Origin of the sequence: Tenacibaculum sp. 1B UA (assembly GCF_033978845.1) — a bacterium.
GTDB lineage: Bacteria > Bacteroidota > Bacteroidia > Flavobacteriales > Flavobacteriaceae > Polaribacter.
The window spans coordinates 25,247-49,702 of record NZ_JAKVUA010000003.1; the positions used below are offsets into that span (position 1 = coordinate 25,247).

Annotated in this window: 16 protein-coding genes; 7 read left to right on the forward strand and 9 right to left on the reverse strand. The window is 32.7% G+C overall.

Annotated features, from left to right (window positions below; genetic code table 11):
• The first annotated feature begins 44 nt into the window (after positions 1–44).
• Positions 45–857 carry an orotidine-5'-phosphate decarboxylase gene (pyrF, locus tag MK851_RS04250; protein ID WP_320241741.1) on the forward strand — a complete coding sequence of 271 codons (813 nt, stop codon included), beginning with the start codon at positions 45–47 and terminating at the stop codon, positions 855–857.
• A 102-nt stretch (positions 858–959) separates the two neighbouring features.
• Here pyrF and MK851_RS04255 read toward each other — a convergent pair whose 3' ends face one another.
• The 4 genes from MK851_RS04255 to MK851_RS04270 form a co-directional block, all read right to left on the reverse strand.
• Positions 960–2,624 carry a RagB/SusD family nutrient uptake outer membrane protein gene (locus MK851_RS04255; RefSeq protein ID WP_320241743.1) on the reverse strand — a complete coding sequence of 555 codons (1,665 nt, stop codon included), beginning with the start codon at positions 2,622–2,624 and terminating at the stop codon, positions 960–962.
• 11 nt (positions 2,625–2,635) lie between these two features.
• The gene (locus tag MK851_RS04260; RefSeq protein ID WP_303508015.1) at positions 2,636–5,722 is read right to left on the reverse strand and encodes a SusC/RagA family TonB-linked outer membrane protein; all 3,087 of its coding nucleotides are present in this window, start codon (positions 5,720–5,722) and stop codon (positions 2,636–2,638) included.
• Between the two features lie 488 nt (positions 5,723–6,210).
• Positions 6,211–7,635, reverse strand: a complete 1,425-nt coding sequence (locus MK851_RS04265) for a RagB/SusD family nutrient uptake outer membrane protein (protein ID WP_320241745.1) — start codon at positions 7,633–7,635, stop codon at positions 6,211–6,213.
• Between the two features lie 11 nt (positions 7,636–7,646).
• A complete protein-coding gene (locus MK851_RS04270) occupies positions 7,647–10,781 on the reverse strand; it encodes a TonB-dependent receptor (RefSeq protein ID WP_320241747.1) in 3,135 nt (1,044 codons plus the stop codon).
• A 397-nt stretch (positions 10,782–11,178) separates the two neighbouring features.
• Between MK851_RS04270 and MK851_RS04275 the strand changes: the two genes are divergently transcribed.
• A complete protein-coding gene (locus MK851_RS04275; RefSeq protein WP_320241749.1) occupies positions 11,179–11,949 on the forward strand; it encodes a LytTR family DNA-binding domain-containing protein in 771 nt (256 codons plus the stop codon).
• Between the two features lie 34 nt (positions 11,950–11,983).
• Positions 11,984–12,742 carry a helical backbone metal receptor gene (locus tag MK851_RS04280; RefSeq protein WP_320241751.1) on the forward strand — a complete coding sequence of 253 codons (759 nt, stop codon included), beginning with the start codon at positions 11,984–11,986 and terminating at the stop codon, positions 12,740–12,742.
• On the opposite strand, the gene MK851_RS04285 is transcribed toward MK851_RS04280, so the two are convergent.
• The 5 genes from MK851_RS04285 to MK851_RS04305 form a co-directional block, all read right to left on the reverse strand.
• A complete protein-coding gene (locus tag MK851_RS04285) occupies positions 12,725–12,922 on the reverse strand; it encodes a hypothetical protein (protein ID WP_125069320.1) in 198 nt (65 codons plus the stop codon). The genes MK851_RS04280 and MK851_RS04285 overlap by 18 nt on opposite strands.
• A 172-nt stretch (positions 12,923–13,094) precedes the next feature.
• Complete coding sequence (locus MK851_RS04290) at positions 13,095–13,802, reverse strand: DUF4197 domain-containing protein (RefSeq protein ID WP_320241756.1); 708 nt, start codon at positions 13,800–13,802, stop codon at positions 13,095–13,097.
• 53 nt (positions 13,803–13,855) lie between these two features.
• Positions 13,856–14,020, reverse strand: a complete 165-nt coding sequence (locus MK851_RS04295; RefSeq protein WP_320241758.1) for a DUF5522 domain-containing protein — start codon at positions 14,018–14,020, stop codon at positions 13,856–13,858.
• Positions 14,021–14,107: 87 nt separating this feature from the next.
• A complete protein-coding gene (locus tag MK851_RS04300; protein WP_320241760.1) occupies positions 14,108–14,635 on the reverse strand; it encodes a DUF4136 domain-containing protein in 528 nt (175 codons plus the stop codon).
• Positions 14,636–14,646: 11 nt separating this feature from the next.
• Positions 14,647–16,641 (reverse strand): urocanate hydratase, encoded by a 1,995-nt coding sequence (locus MK851_RS04305; protein WP_320241762.1) that lies wholly within the window; start codon positions 16,639–16,641, stop codon positions 14,647–14,649.
• Between the two features lie 344 nt (positions 16,642–16,985).
• Here MK851_RS04305 and MK851_RS04310 point away from each other — a divergent pair, with 344 nt between their 5' ends.
• From MK851_RS04310 to MK851_RS04325, 4 genes are all read left to right on the forward strand, one after another.
• On the forward strand, positions 16,986–17,264 hold the full coding sequence (locus MK851_RS04310; protein ID WP_303508023.1) for a hypothetical protein: 279 nt from the start codon (positions 16,986–16,988) through the stop codon (positions 17,262–17,264).
• A 70-nt stretch (positions 17,265–17,334) separates the two neighbouring features.
• A complete protein-coding gene (locus tag MK851_RS04315; protein ID WP_320241765.1) occupies positions 17,335–20,760 on the forward strand; it encodes a methylmalonyl-CoA mutase family protein in 3,426 nt (1,141 codons plus the stop codon).
• Positions 20,761–21,171: 411 nt separating this feature from the next.
• Positions 21,172–22,812, forward strand: coding sequence for a DUF1800 domain-containing protein (locus MK851_RS04320; RefSeq protein WP_320241767.1), 1,641 nt, complete (start codon positions 21,172–21,174; stop codon positions 22,810–22,812).
• A 2-nt stretch (positions 22,813–22,814) separates the two neighbouring features.
• Complete coding sequence (locus MK851_RS04325) at positions 22,815–24,446, forward strand: DUF1501 domain-containing protein (protein WP_320241769.1); 1,632 nt, start codon at positions 22,815–22,817, stop codon at positions 24,444–24,446.
• Positions 24,447–24,456: the final 10 nt, after the last annotated feature.

Here is a 24,456-nt window from a genome sequence, read left to right on the forward strand (position 1 = left end):
AACTGCTAAATTTATGTACTTTTGCCTAACTTTTACAACAACACATGACAACACAACAACTTGTATCTGAAATTCAAAAAAAGAAATCGTTTTTATGTATTGGATTAGATGTTGATTTAAACAAAATTCCAGCACATTTACTTCAAGAGGAAGATCCTATTTTTGCCTTTAACAAAGCTATTATTAATGCTACGCATCATCTTTGTGTAGCATATAAGCCCAACACTGCTTTTTATGAAGCTTACGGTATTAAAGGTTGGAAATCTCTTGAAAAAACGATTAACTACTTAAACGAAAAACATCCTGAGATTTTCACAATTGCTGATGCTAAACGTGGCGATATTGGTAACACCTCAACTATGTATGCAAAAGCCTTTTTTGAGGATTTAGCTTTTGATTCAGTAACTGTTGCCCCGTATATGGGAAAAGATTCTGTTGAACCTTTTTTAGCTTTTGAAGATAGACATACAATTATGTTAGCGTTAACTTCTAACCAAGGTGCTTTTGATTTTCAAACAAAAACAGTTGATGGTAAAGAGTTATATAAACAGGTCATTGAAACTTCTAAATCTTGGAAAAATTCTCAAAACTTAATGTACGTAGTGGGAGCTACCAAAGCTGAATATTTAGCTGACATAAGAAAGATTATTCCTGAAAACTTTTTATTAGTTCCTGGAGTTGGTGCTCAAGGCGGGAGCTTAGAAGAAGTTTGTAAATACGGAATGACTGATACTGTAGGACTACTAATTAACTCTTCTCGTGGAATTATTTATGCTTCTAATGGAAAGGGGTTTGCTAAAGCTGCTGCTGCAAAAGCTACAGAACTACAACAACAGATGGAAGCTATTTTAAAATAAAAAAAGCCAAGGTTAATGACTCCTTGGCTTGTACTTAATTCAATTAATTACATTAAATGAAAACAAAAATTTAATGTAATTAGTTTCTTACTCACAACTCTTTTAGTTTTGGTCACTTGGTGTTATATTTGGATTCGCATTAATTTCTGCTTGTGGAATTTTAAAAATCCAGTCATCATTTAAAGAAGGTTTTTCTATTTGGTAAGCTCCTTGATAAAGTACTGCTGAAGCTCCTGAACCTCCATCAGCTCCATGATCTATTCCTTCATCCCAACGGATTTTATCTGTATATCCAAATCCTTCTCCCCATAATTCTACTCCTCTTTGAAACTTAATATGCTCCATTAAAGATTCTTGTGTATTATAAACAGTTACATCATAAGCACTATCTCGTTCTTCACCTAATGGTTTTAAAGCATTTTGTGCTCCTGTAATATCATTCATCATTGCTTTTGCTTCAGCTTCAATTAAATACATTTCTGAGGCACGCATATAAATTATATCGTCAGGATCAGTAGACCCAGGGTTCTTATTCTTCAGTTTAAATTGCATATAAGGGTGTTGGTTAAAACTATTCGTGATACCATACTCTGAATTTATTTCTGCTCTTCTGGCATTATAGGCATCTAAATCACTTGCATAATTGGGGTCTTTTGGCAATCCTGTATCAGGGTGAAGACCTCCTTGATTATTTGAAGCTGATGAATTGGTGTTTGGTGCATCTATGATAAACACATCTTTTCTATAATCTGTATCAGGAATTGCATCAATCAACCTTCTGTCAGCTATTTTTGGATTGTTCCTAATTTGAGCTCCATTAAATGTATTACTAGCTAGGTAAAAGTAAGAGCGAAAAAATACTGTTTCAGTTTGAATAACATTGCTTCCCCAAATAACTTCTGAAAGGTCATTTGTATTAAATCCTTCTTTCCATTCAGATTCATTCATCAACGGGTAATTTTGACGTGCAGCTGCTGCTGCATCTGCAGCTGTTTGCCAATCTCCTTTAGAAAGAGCCCATCTAGCTTTTAATCCATAAGCAACATCTATATTCAACTGAGATTTTACTTCTGGCCCTCCTGAAGGCCTTGGAGTACCTTTTTCAAAAGCTTTGATAGCTTCTTCTAAATCGTCACCAATTTGAACATAAATTTCTTCTACTGTTGATCTCGGCTGACTAGTAAACGGAGACTCAGATGAAAAAAGTAACGGCACACCTTTATCAGTACTTGGATTACCTATTAAATACCCTTTTGCATAATGCTGAATTAACGAGAGGTATGCGTAAGCTCTGTAGGTGTAGGCTTGACCTAAAATAGAGTTCAGTTTAGAAGTCTCTGTTAAATTTCCTTCGTTTATTCCGTTAATTAACAAATTTGCATGTAAGATAATATTATATCGATGATACCACAACAACTCGTTAGTTAGCGATGTCGGCTGAGTATGTGAGTTCCATTGCATTTCTGTTCTCCAACCTAAATTATTAGCATTAGCACTATGAATTAACCCTCCTGATAAATTATCTCCTAATGGTATCCAATAGTGGTTCCCAGATCTATCAGAATCTCCTCCAGGAAATATTGTTTGAGACTGTGAAAATAGCCCTCTATGCACACCGTTGAGAACTAACTGCATATTATCTTCGTTAGCTAAAGCATCGGTTGCTGATATAGCATCCGTTGGTGTTCTTTCAAGAAAGTCTTCTTTACAAGATGTTATTGAAATAAGAATAACAACTATTAATAAGTATTTTAATTTATTTAACATAATGATTTTTTTTAGAATGAAACGTTAATACCAAAAGAAATAATTCTTGGAGGTGAAAAATCATCTCCAGATGGCGTTCCTGCTAAATTATACTGAGGATCTAAACCTTTTCTCTCACTTCTTAAGAATAAATTCTCTCCAGATAAATTGAATCTTATATTATCCATTTTAAGTGACTCTACTACTTTTTTATCTAATGTATAACCTATGTTGACATTTTTTAATGTCCAAAAAGACGCATCAGTTAAAAACCTATCCGATTGAGTCCTAACCAAATCAGGGTTTCCATTTTCTAGCCTTGGAACATTTGTTATATCTCCAGGTTGCCTCCATGCATTCAGTATATCTGGGTGTAAAGACCTTCCATAGCTTCCACTATGCATCATAGAGGAATATGCACCATCTAACACTTTTCCTCCTATACCATAAGTCATTAAGAAATCAAATGTCAAATTTTTATATGTAATTTTATTAAAAACCGATCCTAAAAGATCTGGTACAGAAGAATCTCCTGTATATGCTCTTTCTGTTTCTTGCCAATCATTTGTCGTTTCTATGTTTCCATTTGCATCTAAAACAGGAACACTTTCTCCATTTTCATCTTGCTCATACATATAGAACAACTGATCTCCATTATCAGGATCCACACCTGCAGTTCTTAATAAAAAGTAATCAAATCTTGACCTACCTTCCGCCCAACGTTTTGAACCGTTTATAAACGGATCTGGTAACTTTGTTATTTCATTTTTAAATGTAGAAGCCTGTAGCGTTAAATCCCATTTAAAGTTTTCTGTATTGAAAAGATGAGCAGTTAAACCTAACTCCCAACCTGAATTAAACATATCTCCTGTATTTACAGGAACTTCATTCAACCCATTACTTGGAGCAATAGGTAAAAGATAAAGTAAATCAGTTGAGTTTTTCTTATAGTATTCAATAGAACCATCTAAAAAGTTATCGAACAATGCAAACTCCAATGCTACATCAAAATTTTCTATAGTTTCCCACTGTAAATTAGCGTTACCTATATCTGTAAAAATAATTGCTGGATTAGCTGCATTAGATGTAATTGAAAATCGAGCTTGTGACAAATATGAATCTAGCAAATCATCATTACCCACCTCACCGTATGATGCTCTTAGTTTTAATCTATTTATGAAAGATACATTTTTCATAAAATTTTCTTGATCAATTCGCCAAGAAGCACCTACAGAGTAAAAAGTTCCCCATCTTTTATCCATGTTAAATACAGATGATCCATCACGACGAACTGAACCACTTAAATAATATTTGTTATTATAATTATAATTAGCCCTGAAAAAATATCCTTCAATTGCTTTATCAAAAGTTGCTCCATCCAAATCTACAATATTTGAAAAGTTAGCAAATTCAAAAATTCCATTAGCTGCTTGTATTGTGGCAAGTCCTTCAATATTAGAGAGAGTTCTTTCAAAGCTCTCATGCCCTGCAAGCAATTCTAAATTATGATTACCAAAACTTTTAACATAGTTTAAAATTTGATTAAAGTTTTCTACTTCTCTTCTTCCTCTGTCTTCACTCAGTCTTCCATCTGGTTGAGCATCTCCAATAATTGCATTTTCATATTCTCTTTCAAATAATTCGTTAATATCTCTACCGTAAGTTACTTTTAAATTAAGCCCTTCTAAAAGCTTAATATCTGTATAAAATCTAAATCCAAAGGTATTATCTTTATCACTTTCCTTATTAAGTAGTAATTCTTGAAGAGCATGTCTACCTTGGTTGGTTGGTCTAGAACCGATATTATACTCTGGAAAACCTTCCCCCGAGTCAAAAACAGGATTCCCAAATTCATCTTTTACAATATTTCCTTGTAAGTCGTTTACATATACTGGATAAACTGACCCCATACCTAATGCAAAACTAAACGGATTAACAATACTTCCTGTTCCTGCAGAACTAGGCCCTCTTGCTTCAGTAAGAGCAATATTGGCGCTTCCTCCTATTTTTATACTTTCACTAACATCAAAATCAGCATTTAACCTTGCTGTTAAACGTTCAAAACCTGATGTAACCACATAACTTTCTTCATCTAAATATGAAGCTGAAAAATACACTGTATGATCTTCTCCACCAGCAGAAATACCAACACTATAGTTATTTCTAAAACCTGTTTGTTGTAGTTCATCAAACCAGTCCAGCCCCTTATATATAACCCTTGCATTAGGATTTAACTTACCATCTACCCCAACAATCTCATCGTTTGGTACATTAAATGGATTATAGCCTAACTGATTATATATATTTGCACTAGCAAATACCGGATCTCCTCCACCTGCACTAGAATTCTTCAGGGCCTCCCACATAGTTTCATAATACTGACCTGGTGACACCTGATTATATGTTCGAACACCATTTGCCACGACTCCAGATTGAGCTGTAAAATTCACTTTTACCCCACCTTTCTTTCCTTTTTTGGTGGTAATAATCACAACTCCATTAGCTGCTCTAGAACCATATAATGATGTAGAAGACGCATCCTTAAGCACAGTAAAAGATGCTATATCCTCCTGATTTATTGTGTTTAGCTCTCCCTCATACTGAATACCATCAACTATAAATAATGGATCTGTATCTCCATTAAGTGTTCCGACACCACGGATTATAATATCTGGTGAGGCTCCAGGACCTGCAGACGATGTGAACTGTATCCCTGTTGCACGACCTTCAATAGCCGCAATAGGAGAAGTTACATTACGTGTAGCAAGATCTTTTACTCCTAAAACACTTGCTGAACCAGTAAACGCTTCTTTAGTAGTAGTACCATAGGCTACAACTACTACTTCATCTAATAAGTTAGCATCCTCTTCCATTTTAATATTTAAAACTGGAATAGTTCCAACTCTTCTCTCGACAGTTTTTAATCCTACAAAACTAAAAACAAGTATGTCCCCTTGATTTACCAGTATGGTGTATTTACCATCAAAATCTGTTTCGACACCTTTATTGGTCCCTTTAACTATAACACTAACCCCCGGTAGTGCTCCTGTTTGATCAGTTACAGTCCCTGTAACTGTTTTTTCTTGTGCTAAAATTGACACGCATATAAACATGAACATTAGCAATAGGTATTTTTTTAACCTCATAAATTATAGAATTAGTTTCACTTTAAAGTGAAAATTTTAAAATAAACACATTAAATCTACAAAAAAAACAACAACATAGTTAATATATTTTTTTTTTAACATAAATAATGTTAAAAAAAAACAACCAAACACTTATAAATTTAATAGCAAAGAGTAAAAAGTAAATTACAGAAGAAGACAGGTATAAGAACAAAAAAAGTCAAGGTTAATGACTCCTTGACTTTATAATTAATTAATTCAAATAATTACACCAATGAAAACAAAGTTGGTATAAGTTGACGCAAATGTATTAAGCTTAACTCTTCATTATTGTAACTTTGATTTGAACTACCTTTTTTTTGAATTGAAAAACTATTACTTTAATATGAAAAGGGCTGAGTTAAAAAACTCAGCCCTTTCTTTTTAGGGGAATAAACTTTTAACTTTATCTGTTAAATTGCATTTCTTTATAGTTAAAACTTCTAGTTCTGATCTGCTTCTGAAATATTGGGGTTTTTATCTATCTCTGCTTGAGGTATTTTAAACGTCCATCTTGGGCTACCTGCTGGAAACTCTACTTCAAACCTATAGGCGTCACCTGTTCTAGAAATACCTCTGTTTCTTCTCTTAAGATCGAACCAAGAAACACCTAGCTCCCCATATAATTCTTTTCTTCTTTCAATAAGAATCTCTTCTACTAACTCATCTTTGGTAGAAGCTGTAGACAAAGTTGCGTTAGGGTCTCTAACTTTTAATAACTCTAATAACACGTTTTTTGCACCAACTAAATCATTCATTTCAGCTTTAGCTTCTGCTTCTATTAAATACATTTCAGAAGCTCTCATAAATACTAAATCTCCAGATCTATCAGTTAAGTCTTTAAACTTAGAAGTTCTAAACAAATGTGTATCTTCTGTACGTCCTGTTGACTCAATTAGTTCTTTTCTTACATCTGTATTACTAGTAAATAAAGCTTCGAAATCTTTGCTTAAATATATAACATTGTAACCAGGACTTGAATGGTCAATAAAAGAATAATACCTAGCATATCCTTGCTGCTGATCAGCATTAAATGGCAATCCCCACATCCATTCTCTATTATCATAAGAATTAAATCCTGCTTTATAATCATCTGCTCCCATTAAAGGGTAAGCTACTTTAGCTTTTGCTGCATATTCTGCTGCTTTTGCCCAGTTACCTACTTCAAGATATACTCTTGCTAATACACCTTCTGCAACTGGTTTATTAAAACGGTACTTCAATTTACCTTCAGTTATATTAGGTATAGCTGCCTCTAATTGTGATATAATTTTATCATAAGTATCTTGAACAGTACCTCGTGAAGCTGGTGCTATTCCTGTTGATAAAGGTGCGTCATAAAGAGGAATTCCTGGTTTATCTGCCCCTAAAAGGTAAGATCCCGAATAATATCTTACTAAATTAAAATAACAATAGGCTTCTACCGCTTGTAATTCAGCCACATATCCTTGTTTTATGTTTTCTGGTAAATTCGACTCAGAAAGCCCCTTAATGTGCGTACGCGCTATATTAGCTACAGAATAATATAATTCCCAAGCCCAATTGTTTCTTCTACCATTTGCATTTTCTGTAACATTCCACCTATGCTCAAAAATATACCAGTTAAAATCAGGTACAGTAAGGTCTGTTCCCATTACATCTGCTCCAAAATAGTATGCTTTTGACCCCCAAGTGTCATGTCCTGCTCTAAAGTCTCTTAAAACATTAAACATACCTGTCATTGCAGCATCTACACCTGCTTCAGTAGTATAAACTATTTCACTCGTTACTGAACCAGTTGGTATTGGTTCATCTAAAAACTCGTCACTACAAGACGCTAGTCCTATAAAAAGAGTACATATAAATGTGTATTTTAGTATTTTATTCATTTCTGTATTATTTATAATGAAATATTAACTCCTAAACTAATTGTTTTCAAAACAGTCGATCTATTATCTGTAATACCGTTGAATGCTTGTTCAGGATCATCTAAATTATCTTCTCTAGTCCATGTCCAATAATTATCTGCAGATAAATAGATTCTTAATTTTCTTATGCTTAACTTATCTAACATTTCTTGATCTAGGTTATAACCTAAAGAAATATTTCTCAATCTAATATAGTCCCCTTTTTGTAACCATCTAGTAGACCTAGAGCCAAAATTATCATCATTTGTAGTTAACCTAGGAACATCTGTTACGTCCCCTGGGCTTTGCCAAGCATTTAATACATTTGAACTTAATTGTTCACCAATGTTTCTTGCTTTCATTAAAGAGGCATAATCTGTATTATATATATAATTTCCAAATTTATAAGTAAAATTTAACCCTAAATCTATTCCATTATACTCAAATTTAGTACCAAAAGCACCTTCAAAATCAGGTAATGCAGACTTACCTGTATAATATCTTGTTGCGTCTGCGTAAGTTGATGTTTTTTGTCTTGTTATAGTACCATCGTCTTCTGTTACATCTTGATACCATTGTGGAGCTCCTGTAGCTGGATCTACACCTGCCCACTCTCTCATAAAGAATTCATAACGATCTCTACCTTTTTCCCAACGGAAAGAACCTCTTGGCTCAGTTTGTGCTATGTCTTCAATCTTGTTTTTATTTGTTGATATAGAGAATGAACTTGTCCATCTAAATTTATCGTTACTAATATTTACTGAGTTTAAACTTAGCTCAAAACCTTTATTGCTTAGCTCTCCAAAGTTTTTCCATTGAGCTAATTGTCTTGGATTGTCGCTTCCATCTAAACCTGCACCTTCTGACCCTAATGAAGGAGCAAGTACCTGTAAATATAATAAATCAGATACACGGTTATCATAATATTCTACACTACCATAAAGTTTGTTATTAAAGAACCCAAAATCTAAACCAACGTTTAATTTATTATGAGTTTCCCATTTTAACCCTTTATTTCCCAAAGAAGTAGGGTTTGACCCAGGATTTGTCAAAATATTAAACCCTAAACCATATTCGTCAATGTAAGTAAATTGTTGGTTAATATTTTGGTTACCTACAGTACCATAACTAGCTCTTAATTTTAATGAATTAACTACTTCATTACCTTTAAAGAATTCATCATAAATACTCCATCCTGCCGCAACAGACCAAAAAGTACCCCATCTATTATCTGGCGCAAAAATTGATGATGCATCCTTACGCACACCTGTTCCAAAATAATACTTTTCATCAAAATTATAATCTAACCTCCCAAAGTAACTATATAGCCTATTCTTTTCAAAAATAGATCCTACTGTTGTTGGTGTAGCTCCATTATCCAATTCTGATAAATTTTCAAAAATAAAACCAGTTGAAGTTGCGTTAACACGATTATACGTTCTATCATACATTTCCTGCCCTAATAAAGCAGTTACCGTATGCTTATCATTAAAAGTGTCTTTATAAGATAAGGTATTAATAACATTCCATGTTTTTGTAGTATTACGCTGTTTACTACTAGAACGATTATTAACTTTTTCTTCATCATCTCCTACAAAGTGGTTATTGAACGAATTAGATTCATATAAATAATTTGTATAATTAAACTGCGACTTTAAACTTAATTTATCTGAAAATTTCACATTTATGTATGGAGAAAAGTTAAATGTATTTCTTTCAAACAAATTAGGACTTCCATAAGTTTCTGCTACAGGGTTATATTGACCAAAAAAACCTCTTGATTCAGCAAAATTATATTGCTTATTTCCTAATGGATCCAAAATAAAACTTCCATTTGTATTTCTCTGGTATAACGGATAAATAGAAGAAACTGATCTTGCATATTGAATGTTATTTGCAAAAGTGCTTCCATCTTGTGTTGGTGAATTCGATTCACTAATAGTTACAAACGAATTTGCTCCTACTGTTAACCAAGGCTTAACCTCTGATGATACATTTACTCTTCCTGTATATCTCCTAAATGTTGAGTTTAAACTAAACCCATCACTATCTAAAAAAGCACCAGATATAAAATATTTAGTTTTATCATTTCCACCTCTTAAAACTAAAGACGCATCTCTTCTTGTAGCATTTTGAGTTAAGATGTCATAGTAATTAGTGTTATAAAGTAACCTTGCATTAGATTTAAGTTTACCATCAACTCCGATTGGCTCAGCTACACTATAAGGATTAGCTTTTAAGTCATTTGTCAAATTAGATGTTGCAAAGTCTGCTGCTTGTGCTGCTGTATCTCCTTCTCCTAATCTTTCATTTCTAATAGCTTGCCAAGATGTAGTAAGAATTTGCTCAGAGTTTAAGTAAGAATAATCATCTGTAGCTTTATCTGAAAAACCATAGCTCGTATTAATTTCAATTATTCCCTCACCATCGGTATTAATACCAGACTTTGTTTTAATAATAATAACTCCATTGGCTCCTCTATTTCCATATAGTGATACAGCATCTGCGTCCTTTAAAACAGAATAAGACTCTATATCGTTAAAGTTAATAGAGTTTAAATTTCCTGCAAACTGAGCTCCGTCAACAATAATTAGAGGATCTATATTACCTTGTAATGACCCAACTCCTCTTATTCTAATTGTTGGACTAGCCCCTGGTTGTCCTGAAGTATTAACTAAAGACACCCCAGAAGTTCCTTGTAAAGCCTCAGTTACTGTAGTTACTTTTAAATCTCCTAAATCTTTAGCAGAAACAACACTTACTGCTCCAATAATATCTTTTTTCTTTTTAGCTGCATATGCTACAGATACAACTACTTCGTCTAAGACATTAGCATCTTCTTTCATAGTTATGTTAATTGTAGATGATTCTCCTACAATCTTTTCTACCTTGACATAACCTAAAAACATGTAAACAAGAGTATCTCCTGTTTTAGCTTTAATGGTGTAATTCCCATCAAAATCTGTTTCAGTACCTTTTATTGTACCTTTAATCACAATACTTACGCCTGGTAAAGGCCCAGCACTATCGGATACTACTCCTGTGATTTTTTTCTCCTGTGCACTCGCATTTAGCATATAGCTAAAAAAGAATAAGGCACAGATCACATTTTTTAAATGTAGATTCATAAATTATTAAATTTTTATTAATTAACAGTTGTAAATCTAAAGGCTATAAGTTTTTGTTAACACCTATTTGAAGCTAACGCCCTTTAATTTGATGTGAGAAAACAGTTTTAAGAAGTTAACAACACCTCCATTAAAAACAACCAAATATTAATTAGTGTTAAAATTTTAAAAGCCTACTATTTTTACTGGCTTTCAAAAGAGTTCTTCTTTATTTTTGCCATTAGTTATTATTTAAATGACAAGTAAACAAATCCCTTCCGTTACTAGTTATAATCATAACTATAAAGCTTTAACAAACAGCTTAAATTTTAATATTTATTTAACTAAACTTTAACAGCTCTAAAGTTAGGGTACTCACTAACTTCAACTGTTATAGCCTATAGAAAACAAAATGCAAATGAAAATATCAATTCTAATCGTTGACGACGAAAAAACTGCTAGATCTAGATTTAAAAAACTAGTAAGCGATTATAATTTTATAGAAATTGTTGGTGAATGTTCAGATGGTTTAGACGCTATAGAAAAAATCAACACCTTATCTCCTGATGTTGTTTATCTTGATACTAAGATTAATAATATGACTGGATTTGATATTATTGAAAAAATAACCTTACCTAAAAAGCCAATTTTTATTTTTACTGCTTCGTCTAATGAACATGCTGTAAAAGCCTTTGATTATTTTGCTTTTGATTATCTCTTAAAACCGTTAAAAGAAGATCGTTTTTATGCTTCAATTAAAAAGGTTATCGATTATAAAAAAATAGAAAAGCTTTCAGACTTAGACAACATCTTAGACCTTGTAAAAGAAAAGACTCCTATTGAAATGCCTGTAAAGGGTACTAAAATTAATATTAAATCAGGAAATAAGATAATTTTCTTAGAGCGAAACTCTATTAAGTATATCTCTGCCTCTGGTTATTATGTAGAAATTTTTACCACTGATAACAAAAAATACTTACTAAGAGAGTCTTTATCTAGTATCATTAAAAGATTAAACTCAAACCTTTTTGTTAGAATACATAGATCTACAATAATTAACTCTAATTTTATTGATGAAATTATCACTTCTAATTATGGTGAAACAGATGTAAAAATTAACGATAATAAAACCTTCAGAGTAAGTAAAAGCTACAAGAAAGATTTTCAAGAACTTATGGGAGTTAAATAACAATTCTTTCTTTTTGAATTCTTATTTTTGTTTAATGAGTACCAACAAAAAGTATAAAAGAATCATTTCTTTGGTTCCTAGTCAAACAGAACTTCTAGTTGATTTAGGACTTGAAGAGAATATTTTAGGCGTAACAAAATTTTGTGTTCATCCAACGCACTTGACGAAAACAAAAACCATTGTTGGTGGTACCAAAAACATAAAATTTGACAAAATAAAAGAGCTTCAACCTGATATTATTCTTTGCAATAAGGAAGAAAATACTAAAGAAATAGTTGAAGCTTGTCGACAAATAGCATTCACCCATGTTTCTGATATTTTTACACTTACTGACTCTTTAGAATTAATCTCTTTATATGGAAGTTTTTTTGGAAAACAAGTTGAAGCTAAAAAAATGGTTAGCGACTTAGAATCTAAAATAATAGATTTTAAAAAATTTGTTACAAACAAAAAAAACACTAAAGTAGCTTACTTTATTTGGAGAAATCCATGGATGGTTGCAGCAAGTAATACGTTTATAAACCACCTGTTAGAATTCAACAAGTTTGAAAATGTTTATGCTAACGAAGAGAGATATCCTGAAGTTGACATAGAAGATATCCAGAATAAAAAAACAAAATTGATTTTATTATCTTCTGAACCTTTCCCTTTTAAAGAAAAGCATATTATTGAAATAAAAGAGCACACAAGTAACTCCACTCCTATCTTAGTTGACGGTGAATACTTTTCTTGGTACGGTAGTAGATTGTTAAAAGCTTTTGATTACTTTAAGGAGTTACACAACAGGATTTGACATATCTTCGTCTAAATATTTTATTCTATTTAGCTTTTCTAATATCTTCATTGCTTTAAATGCTGAGCGATCACTTTTACACTCATCTTCATACTTATAATCGTTAGCAGTCTCAACCAATCTACGGTATCTTTCTTCAAGATGTTTTCTATATCTTCGTAATTGATTAATTCTAGACATTTCTAATTGGGTTAATACTGATTATAAATATACATATTTATTTGATTTACAATTACATAAAACAAAAATTAAATATAAAACGGGGAAAAACCCCTTAACGACATATCAAAAAACAAAAAAACTCTTGATTTTTTCAAGAGTTTTTTTGTTTTTTGATAATAACTCTCATTATCTATCTGTTGTCCTGCAATGCAAATACCTGACGTAATAACGCTGTATTACGCAGACCTACTTTAGTACGTATTCCTTTTTCTTCAACCGCAATCATAGTAAACACACCATCTAACGCTTCAGTAGTCACATAATCAGTTAAATCTGGATTTACTTTTTTCACGAATGGAATACTGTTATATTTTGAGATTAAGTTTGACCAAATTTTATCAGCTCCTACTTTAGCAAATGAGTTTTTAATCACTTGGTTAAACTCACTATACAAAGCCGATGTTGTTTTCCCTTCTAAATAAGAAGTTGCAGCATTATCAGCTCCTAATAAAATATTTTTTGCGTCTGCAAAGGTAATTTCCTTAACTGCATTTACAAAAATAGGTGTAGCTGTTTTTACAGCATCTTCAGCAGTTCTATTAATAGCTTTTAAACCTTCATCAGCTAAATTTCCTAGACCAATACTACGTAATCCTTTATCAACAGCCTGTAGTTCTTCTGGTAGCAAAATTTTCACCAAATTATTTTTATAAAATCCATCTTTTGAAGTTAACTTGGTTACCTGATGCTGAATACCATTATCTAAAGCTTGACGTAAACCATTACCTATTTGACTTTGTGATAATACTCCACCTTGTGGTAATTGATTTACCACTTTTTGTAATTCTGCACATCCCATAAAAGTAAGTGCAATAAAGAATATTGTAATTTTTTTCATATTTACTTGTTTGATTTTATCTATTAGAAACAATAAACTAATTATTGTCACATTTATTTGAAACTATCAGTTTTTTTATCATATCCATACGGACAATGTTTACAGCCGTTTTTACAACAATACCCACGGCGTAAATGATACGCTTCTTTAAAAACCCTATACCCTTGTTCATTCGTATAATACTCATCAGGAGTAGGTTTTAATATCTTATTTCTCATGTTTACAAATATCATAAAAAAATACGTTAAACAGGTTTTATATTCCTGCTTAACGTATTTATATTAATCTTTAATAAAAATTAAATCTTACTTTTTAGCATTAGGAGGATACTCCGCCATAATCTCACCTACAAACTCTTTAACACGAGCTTCTTTCCGTTCTACACTACTTGTACTTAAAGCACCAGTACCTATTCCTTGCCATACCAATTCTTTCTTTTGAGCATCTAATAAATCAATAAACAATGTTCCTTCAGTATATTGAGAAACAGTTACAGGACTTTGCCCATAATACCATGGATAATAAAACCCTCCATAGTAATTATCGTTTACATTTACACGCTCACGAGATTTAGTAAACAAACTCACTAAAACATCCGGTGTAGCTGATTTTGTCATTCCTTTAGCCATCAACTCTGCTTCAATAGCACGCATAATACGTTTTTTATCTAAATCAGAAATTGGAGCTTTGTCAATCCCAGTCTTGTAAAACGCAAATGTTTTGTACTGATTAAAATCGGTTTGTGTATCGTAATCAGTTACTACTCTTACCGAACTACAAGAAGTAATTAGTAAGGCTACAATTGGTAAAAAAAGTAATTTTAAATTTTTCATTTTCTTAGAGTTTACATATTTTCTAATAATGCATCATCTACTAAGTTAGGAAGTGTTACTTTTAACTTCTTTTCAGCTTCCATGGCACGTTTAATAGCAAAAACAGCTTCGTTATTTCGTGCCCAACTACGTCTTGCAATTCCGTTATTAACATCCCAGAAAAGCATTGATTTTAAGCGCCTTGATGCATCTTTAGAACCATCAAGAAGCATGCCAAATCCTCCGTTAATCACTTCTCCCCAGCCTACTCCACCTCCATTGTGGATAGAAACCCAAGTAGCTCCTCTAAAACTATCTCCAATTACATTATGAATTGCCATATCTGCTGTAAAGCGCGAACCATCATAAATATTAGAAGTTTCACGATAAGGTGAATCAGTTCCAGAAACATCGTGGTGGTCACGACCTAAAACTACTGGACCTATTTTTCCTTTCTTAATTGCTTTATTAAAGGCTTCGGCTATTTTCATACGCCCTTCAGCATCTGCGTATAAAATACGTGCTTGTGAACCTACAACTAATTTATTTTCTTGTGCTCCTTTAATCCACTGAATATTATCCGCCATTTGCTGTTGGATTTCTTCAGGAGATTTTTTCTTGATTTTCTCCAACACCTTACAAGCAATAGCATCTGTTTTCGCTAAATCTTCTGGTTTTCCTGAGGTACATACCCAACGAAACGGACCAAAACCATAATCAAAACACATAGGTCCCATAATATCTTGCACATAACTAGGATACTTAAATTCTCTTCCTAACGTCGGATTCGGATTCATTACATCAGCTCCTGCTCTGCTCGCTTCTAACAAGAAAGCATTTCCGTAATCAAAGAAATAAGTTCCTTTTTCTGTATGTTTATTAATCGCTTTTGCATGGCGACGTAAGGTTTCTTGTACTTTTTCTTTAAATAATTCAGGATTATTCGCCATCATTTTGTTTGATTCTTCAAACGACATATCCACAGGATAATAACCTCCTGCCCATGGATTATGTAATGATGTTTGATCTGAACCTAAATCGATATATACATCTTCTTCAGCAAACTTCTCCCAAACATCCACTATGTTTCCTAAATATGCTAACGAAACAACTTCTTTGTTTTCCTTTGCTTTTCTAACACGTGCTACTAATTCATCTAAATCGGTGATTTTTTCATCAATCCAACCTTGTTCTAAACGAACCTGCGTTATTTTTGGGTTCACCTCAGCACAAACTGTAATACAACCTGCAATATTTCCTGCTTTTGGTTGCGCACCACTCATTCCTCCTAAACCAGCAGTAACAAATAAATTACCTTTTGGAGACTTTCCTATTTTTCTGAATCCGTTTAACACAGTAATCGTAGTTCCATGTACAATTCCTTGTGGACCGATGTACATATAACTTCCTGCCGTCATTTGACCATATTGTGTTACTCCTAAAGCATTGAATTTCTCCCAGTCATCTGGTTTAGAATAATTAGGAATCATCATTCCATTTGTAACTACAACTCTTGGAGCATCTTTATGCGATGGAAATAATCCCATCGGATGCCCTGAATACATTACCAAGGTTTGCTTATTTGTCATTTCAGACAAGTACTTCATGGTTAATAAGTACTGAGCCCAATTAGAAAATACTGCTCCATTACCACCGTAAGTAATTAATTCGTGAGGGTGTTGTGCTACAGCATAATCTAAATTATTTTGAATCATTACCATAATAGCCTTTGCTTGCTCTGATTTCCCTGGATACTCTTCAATAGGACGCGCATACATTTTATAATCAGGACGAAAGCGATACATATAAATTCGTCCGTACTTCTCTAGTTCTTCAGCAAATTCAGGTAATAATTCTTCGTGATGTTCTTTATCAAAAAAACGCAATGCATTACGTAAAGCCAACTTTTTTTCTTCTTCAGTTAAAATTTCCTTACGTTTTGGTGCGTGGTTTATCGTAGTATCATACTCCTTTTTTGGAGGTAATGCAGTTGGTATTCCTTGTTTTATTTGTTCTTTAAAAGTCATTTTATACGTTTTTGAGTTTTCAATAAAAGTTTGAAAACTTGTTAGTTTTATATGTGTTGATAAGCGTAAAAATGAAGAAACTATGGATAACGGATATCTGCTCTGTGGTACTGAGCTTCAATCCTCTTCTTATATTTTAAAGTTAAAAAATCCATCTTCTTTGAAGTTTGCACAAATATAAGTTTATACAGTTAAAAACGGTACTTTAAAAAAACATAAATTTTTCATCTCTTTTTATTTTTTCTGTTGTACTAACAATAAATTGTACCTTTGATAAGTTGTATTGCACAAATAGGTTTATGATCTTTATTTCAAAACATATAATCCCAAAAGGTTTTTCTGGAATGACATTATACCCTTTTATCTTTTTAAAAAGAGAAGATTTAAAAGGTGATCCTGTTTTAATAAACCACGAAAAAATACACTTAAAGCAGCAATTAGAATTGTTGATTGTTTTCTTCTATCTTTTTTATTTTATAGAATGGTTTATCAAGCTGTTAATTTACCGTAATACTTCTAAAGCATATAACAATTTAAGCTTTGAGCGAGAAGCTTATCAAAACGAACATAATTTAGATTATATCACTACTCGAAAAAGGTGGGCATTCCTTTCCTATTTATAATTGTTAAAACATCCTGCTATTTTTTAAGATTTCCGTAAATTGCGTACCCGAAAATTAAGACAATTTACGAATGGAACAAATAACTCCCTATAAACCTAAACACAAAGTACGAATTGTAACTGCGGCTTCTTTATTTGATGGACACGACGCTGCCATTAATATTATGCGCCGAATTATTCAATCTACTGGGGTTGAAGTAATTCACTTAGGACATGACAGAAGCGTTGAAGAAGTAGTAAACTGTGCTATTCAAGAAGACGCAAATGCAATTGCTATGACTTCGTACCAAGGTGGACATAATGAGTACTTTAAGTACATGTACGATTTATTGCAAGAAAAAGGAGCTGGACATATTAAAATATTTGGTGGTGGCGGAGGAGTAATTCTACCAGAGGAAATCAAAGAATTGATGGACTACGGAATTACTCGTATTTACTCTCCTGATGATGGTCGTGAATTAGGATTACAAGGAATGATTAACGATTTAGTGCAACAATCAGACTTTGCTATCGGAGATGCATTAAATGGAGAAGTAGATAGATTAGCCGATAAAGAAGTTGGTAGTATTGCTCGTGTAATTTCTGCTGCGGAGAACTTCCCAGAAGTTGCCAAAGATGCTTTAGATGCTATTCACGAAAAAAATAAAAATTCTAAAACTCCGGTTTTAGGAATTACGGGTACGGGTGGTGCAGGTAAATCAAGTTTAGTTGATGAATTAGTTCGTCGTTTCTTAATTGATTTTCCAGAAAAAACTATCGGATTAATCTCTGTAGATCCATCAAAAAGAAAAACAGGAGGAGCTTTATTGGGTGACCGTATTCGTATGAATGCTATCAACAATGAACGTGTATATATGCGTTCATTAGCTACACGCCAGTCAAACTTAGCCTTATCTAAATACGTAAACGAAGCAGTAGAAGTTTTAAAAGCTGCTGAGTTTGACTTAATCATTTTAGAAACTTCAGGTATTGGGCAATCAGATACAGAGATTATCGAACATTCTGACACCTCTTTATATGTAATGACACCTGAATTTGGTGCTGCAACACAGTTAGAAAAAATCGACATGCTTGATTTTGCTGATTTAGTAGCCATCAATAAATTTGATAAAAGAGGAGCTTTAGATGCTTTACGTGATGTAAAAAAACAATACATGCGTAACAACAATTTATGGGATGTTCACATGGATGACATGCCTGTTTTTGGAACGATTGCATCTCAATTCAACGATCCAGGAATGAACTCGCTATACAAAGCGATTATGGATAAGTTAGTGGAGAAAACAGGAGCTGATTTACAATCTACTTTTGAAATTACGAAAGAAATGTCTGAAAAGATATTTGTAATTCCACCAAGTAGAACGCGCTATTTATCTGAAATCTCAGAAAACAACCGTGCTTACGATAAAAAAGTTGATGAGCAAGAAAAAGTAGCTCAGAAATTATATGGAATTTATAAAACTATTGAAAGTGTTTCTGAAACAGAAATAACTCTTGATAAATCAGGAATAGAAGATGATTCTGTTAATATTACAGAAGAAAATAAAGGTTTCCTTAAACTTTTAGTTGCTGAATTTGACCGAGTAAAAATGGACTTAGACCCTTATAACTGGGAAATCATTTTAAACTGGCAAGACAAAGTAAAAAAATATAAAGATCCTATATACTCGTTTAAAGTACGTGATAAGGAGATTAAAATAGAAACACATACAGAGTCACTTTCGCATACACAAATTCCGAAAGTTGCTTTACCAAAATACCAAGCTTGGGGTGATTTATTACGCTGGAATTTACAAGAAAATGTTCCAGGAGAATTCCCTTATGCTTCAGGATTATACCCATTTAAACGTACTGGAGAAGATCCAACACGTATGTTTGCTGGTGAAGGTGGACCAGAACGTACCAATCGTCGTTTCCACTATGTAAGTTTAGGTATGCCTGCAAAGCGTTTATCTACTGCATTTGACTCGGTTACATTATATGGTAACGATCCAGGACACAGACCTGATATTTACGGTAAAATTGGAAATGCTGGGGTATCTATTTGTTGTTTAGACGATGCTAAAAAATTATACTCTGGTTTCGATTTAAGTCATGCTATGACTTCGGTTTCTATGACCATCAACGGTCCTGCTCCGATGTTATTAGGGTTCTTTATGAATGCTGCGATTGATCAGAATTGTGAAAAATACATCAAAGAGCATAAACTAGAGAAAAAGGTTGAAGCAAAACTTAAAGAATTATATGACAATAAAGGTATAGAACGTCCTAAATATAATGGTGATTTACCAGAAGGTAATGACGGATTAGGGTTACTACTTTTAGGTGTTACAGGTGATCAAATTTTACCTGCGGATGTATACGCTGAAATTAAAGCAAATACTTTAGCACAAGTACGTGGTACAGTTCAAGCAGATATTTTAAAAGAAGATCAAGCACAAAACACGTGTATTTTCTCTACCGAGTTTGCCTTACGTTTAATGGGTGATGTACAAGAATATTTTATTGAGAAAAATGTCCGTAATTTCTACTCAGTATCTATCTCAGGATATCATATTGCAGAAGCTGGAGCAAACCCAATTACACAATTAGCCTTGACCTTAGCGAATGGATTCACTTACGTAGAATACTACTTATCTAGAGGAATGGACATTAATAAGTTTGGACCAAACTTATCGTTCTTCTTCTCTAATGGTATTGATCCTGAATATGCAGTAATTGGTCGTGTAGCTCGTAAAATTTGGGCGAAAGCTTTAAAACACAAATACGGTGCGAACCCAAGAGCGCAAATGTTAAAATATCATATTCAAACTTCTGGACGTTCATTACACGCGCAAGAAATTGATTTTAATGATATCCGTACAACACTACAAGCGTTATATGCGATTTACGATAACTGTAACTCGTTACACACAAATGCGTATGATGAGGCGATTACAACACCTACAGAAGAATCGGTACGTCGTGCCATGGCAATTCAATTAATCATCAATAAAGAATTAGGATTAGCTAAAAATGAAAATCCAATTCAAGGTTCTTTCATTATTGAAGAATTGACTGACTTAGTTGAGGAAGCAGTATTAACTGAGTTCGATAGAATTACGGAACGTGGTGGTGTATTAGGTGCTATGGAAACCATGTACCAACGCTCTAAAATTCAAGAAGAAAGTTTATACTACGAAACCTTAAAACATACAGGTGAGTTCCCAATTATTGGAGTAAACACCTTCTTAAGCTCTAAAGGTTCTCCAACAGTAACTCCACAAGAGGTTATTCGTGCCACGGAAGAGGAAAAACAGTTCCAAATTAAAACTAAAGAGAGTTTAAATAAAGCTCATGAAGATAAGATAGAACAACTTTTATCTGAAATGCAATCTGCTGCTATTAACAATCAAAATCTTTTTGAAAAATTAATGGACGCTACCAAAGTTTGTTCGTTAGGTCAAATTACTGCTTCATTGTTTGAAGTTGGTGGTCAATACAGACGAAATATGTAATTGAAATTAATTACATATTATGAATTATATAATTTTGACTTTCTATAATTATAACATCAAAGCAGTTAAAAGATATTACCTTTTAACTGCTTTTTTGCTTTAACAACAAGTAAATTACTACCTACAATACTCACAAATACTTCATTTAAAAAATTATCTTTATCATCAATCTTAAACCCCTGATTTAGGATATTAAAAATCTAGTTTTGCATAACTTTTTAACATCCAAAAAAACTACTGTTAGAAATGAGAACTTATCCTAAAGACATAAAAGAACTTGAAAAGAAAAATAAGCATTTAAAAATAAAGTAGATCATGAGTGTTTTTTACACACAAAAAAACAATATATAACAAACAATAATTAAAATCATTTTTTGTTATATCTCCACTAACTAAACTAAAAATTAATTTATGGCATCACTTAATCCCCTTAGTGGTAACTTAGATTTAAGAAAAGCTAAGCATCTACTTAGGCGTGCCACCTTTAATTACACTAAAAATCAATTAGATGTATTTACAGGTATGACTGCAACTGAAGCTATTGATAGTCTAACTATTGATTCACCATACACACTTCAAGAACCCTATGACCCACTTCCAGAAGGTAGTCCAGATGAATTTTGGACTTCCTCACCTACATTGCCAGGAGATTTTGAGGGACAGACTAGAAAACGTGCCATAGTTGCAGGATGGTGGTGGTACAATGCCATTAACCAAGTAAGCTTAAAACATAAACTATCATTTTTCTTTCACACCTGTTTTACCGTTTCAAAAGATGGTGGTTCTGGTGCTGCTACCTATTTTTATGATTATTTGCGATTACTAGATTTTTATGCTTTAGGAAATATAAAAACCTTAGCAAAAAAAATCACCTTAGATAGTTCTATGCTGTACTATTTAGATAATCATAGGAATAATAAATACAACCCTAATGAAAATTATGCTAGAGAATACTTAGAACTTTTTACTATTTTAAGAGGAGAGCAAATTGGCCCGGGCAATTACACTAACTATACAGAAGAAGATATACAAGAAGCTGCAAAAGTGTTTTCTGGATTTAAAATAGAAGAAAACAGAAGTATTATTGATCCTGATACAGGAATTCCGATGGGTTATGTAAACTTTGAACAACATAATTCCGATAATAAAACATTTAGTAACGCTTTTAACAATCAAACCATTACTGGTAGAGAAACTACTACTGAAATATTTGAGGAATTAGATGATTTTGTTGAAATGGTTTTTGCCCAACAAGAAACCGCAAAAGCTTACTGTAGAAAGCTATATCGTTACTTTGTAAAAAGTAAATGGGATGATGAAGTTGAAACAGATATTATTACCCCATTAGCAGACTTGTTAATTGCAAATGATTTTGAAATAGTTCCTGTGGTAAGAACCCTGCTTTCTAGTCAACATTTTTACGATGCTGACGATAGTATTGCTACAGATGAAACAATAGGAAGCATTATTAAAAGCCCATTACAATTAGTATCTGAAATATGTTCATTATTTAATGCATCCATTCCAAATCCTACTAGTAATCCTTTAGAATATTATCATATTTTTTTCAAAAGGTTTATACATGATAACTATTTTGTTACATCAGGTATGGATCTTTTCAGTCCTTTTGATGTAGCTGGTTACCATGCATATTTTCAAGAACCAGACTTTGATAGATATTGGTTTTCGTCCAATACAATTATAGGAAGATATAGTCTTATTGAAAGTTTAATTCAAGGAGTAAATACTATTGGTTCGGGTGAAATTTCTGCAACAATAGATACGGTATTATTTGTAAGAAATAACATCACAGGCGCTCAAGATCCTAATGTATTAATATCTGAAATGGCCAATTTATTGTACCCAGAAGCTATTGATACTGATAGAGTAAACTATTTTAAACAGTTTTTGGTAGAAGATGGCTTTCCAGATTATTATTGGACTGGTATATGGAATAGATATTTAAATGATAACGACAATTTTACTGTAAAAACTCGTATTGATGCTTTAGTTACTGCCATGATTAATGCAGCTGAATTTCAATTAATGTAATTATGAAAAGAAGAAACTTTATAAAACTTTCGGCAACAGCTTCAGCAATTAGTTTAACACCATTTCAACTGCAGGCTGCATTAAAAACATTTATGCCGTATATAGATTGCCCAGATATTTCTAATAGAAAACTAGTGCTCGTAAATTTATCTGGAGGAAATGACGGTTTAAACACCATTGTACCGCTAAATCAGTATGACATTTACAGTAACCTAAGACCTAAAATAAAAGTTCCGGTTACAGGAAGTAATCAATACATTACGTTAGACAGAACACTTATAAACAACCAACAAATAGGTTTACATCCAGCACTTACAGGTATTAAAAGCTTATACGATAGAGGTTGGGTACGAATCATGCAATCTGTAGGATATCCGTCACAAAACAAAAGTCATTTTAGATCTAATGATTTATATTTAACAGGAAACGATGGAAATAGTGTTTTAAACGGATCTAGCACAGGTTGGATAGGACGCTTTATGGAACGTTATTATTCAAATTTAGTTACACAAAACTTCCCTATTGCCATAGAGATTGGTGCGGTTAATAGATCGCTAGGCTTCCATTCTCAAGAAGCTCATAATTTATCTTTAAACCTTTCAAGGCAAGATCCAAATAACTTTTATTCTATTGTTAATGGGTTATTAGGTGAGGCACCTTTAAATTATCCAGATTCAGATTATGGAGACCAATTACGATTTTTAACAGGTATCGATTCGTCTACAGACACGTATTCTGAAGCTATTTCTACTGCTTTTGGTAAAGGTACAAATGCTTCAACGTATCCAGATAATGACTTATCTAATCAATTAAAAACAGTAGCTCGATTAATAAGTGGCGATTTAAAAACCAAAATATACATGGTGCATATTCATGGTTTTGACACACACGATTCGCAAGTTCAAGGAGGTGGAGAAGTTATTGGTTCGCATTACAATTTACTTTCAGAATTATCTGGTGCTATGGAAGCTTTTATGAATGATTTAAATAGTCAAAATTTAGCAGATGATGTGGTAGGACTTACCTTTTCTGAGTTTGGTAGAAAAGCTGCAGAAAACGGAAATTTAGGTACAGACCATGGTGAAATAGCACCTATGTTTATTTTTGGTAAACCTGTTAAAGGAGGTGTATCTGGAACCAATCCTGATTTGTCTGAAGCTACTAGCGCTAATAATTTTCAACTTACAACGGTTCAATATGACTACAGACAAACATTTGCTACATTACTTCAAAACTTTTTGGGTGCAAATGATGCTATTATTGATGAAACCTTTTTTAACCATACCTTAAATGATAGTTTTGTAAATTTAAAAGTAGGTGATATTTTAAAATCTGAGTTTGATATTTCTCTAGGATGTATTCCTAATCAAAATGATAACTTTCAAGAAAACAAAAAATGGTTACTGTATCCTAATCCTTTTAAAAACACCATTAATTTATCTAGTATTGAATATCTAGAATCCGTTTCATATAAAATTTATGATAGTTCTGGAGCCTTTTTAATGAGTAGAACAGACCGTTTAGTTAACGGTAAAGCAACCATCGATTTATTTAACCTTAGTAGTGGTGTTTATTTTTTTGAAATTATGCTATCTAATGATAGTAATGAAGTTCATAAAGCCATTAAAATATAATTTATTAATG

What these genes read in the sequence shown, in the direction of transcription:
- pyrF (WP_320241741.1), top strand. Translation starts at nt 45, where the DNA reads ATGACAACACAACAACTTGTATCTGAAATTCAAAAAAAGAAATCGTTT.
- MK851_RS04255 (WP_320241743.1), bottom strand. Translation starts at nt 2,624, where the DNA reads ATGTTAAATAAATTAAAATACTTATTAATAGTTGTTATTCTTATTTCA.
- MK851_RS04260 (WP_303508015.1), bottom strand. Translation starts at nt 5,722, where the DNA reads ATGTTCATGTTTATATGCGTGTCAATTTTAGCACAAGAAAAAACAGTT.
- MK851_RS04265 (WP_320241745.1), bottom strand. Translation starts at nt 7,635, where the DNA reads ATGAATAAAATACTAAAATACACATTTATATGTACTCTTTTTATAGGA.
- MK851_RS04270 (WP_320241747.1), bottom strand. Translation starts at nt 10,781, where the DNA reads ATGAATCTACATTTAAAAAATGTGATCTGTGCCTTATTCTTTTTTAGC.
- MK851_RS04275 (WP_320241749.1), top strand. Translation starts at nt 11,179, where the DNA reads ATGAAAATATCAATTCTAATCGTTGACGACGAAAAAACTGCTAGATCT.
- MK851_RS04280 (WP_320241751.1), top strand. Translation starts at nt 11,984, where the DNA reads ATGAGTACCAACAAAAAGTATAAAAGAATCATTTCTTTGGTTCCTAGT.
- MK851_RS04285 (WP_125069320.1), bottom strand. Translation starts at nt 12,922, where the DNA reads ATGTCTAGAATTAATCAATTACGAAGATATAGAAAACATCTTGAAGAA.
- MK851_RS04290 (WP_320241756.1), bottom strand. Translation starts at nt 13,802, where the DNA reads ATGAAAAAAATTACAATATTCTTTATTGCACTTACTTTTATGGGATGT.
- MK851_RS04295 (WP_320241758.1), bottom strand. Translation starts at nt 14,020, where the DNA reads ATGAGAAATAAGATATTAAAACCTACTCCTGATGAGTATTATACGAAT.
- MK851_RS04300 (WP_320241760.1), bottom strand. Translation starts at nt 14,635, where the DNA reads ATGAAAAATTTAAAATTACTTTTTTTACCAATTGTAGCCTTACTAATT.
- MK851_RS04305 (WP_320241762.1), bottom strand. Translation starts at nt 16,641, where the DNA reads ATGACTTTTAAAGAACAAATAAAACAAGGAATACCAACTGCATTACCT.
- MK851_RS04310 (WP_303508023.1), top strand. Translation starts at nt 16,986, where the DNA reads ATGACATTATACCCTTTTATCTTTTTAAAAAGAGAAGATTTAAAAGGT.
- MK851_RS04315 (WP_320241765.1), top strand. Translation starts at nt 17,335, where the DNA reads ATGGAACAAATAACTCCCTATAAACCTAAACACAAAGTACGAATTGTA.
- MK851_RS04320 (WP_320241767.1), top strand. Translation starts at nt 21,172, where the DNA reads ATGGCATCACTTAATCCCCTTAGTGGTAACTTAGATTTAAGAAAAGCT.
- MK851_RS04325 (WP_320241769.1), top strand. Translation starts at nt 22,815, where the DNA reads ATGAAAAGAAGAAACTTTATAAAACTTTCGGCAACAGCTTCAGCAATT.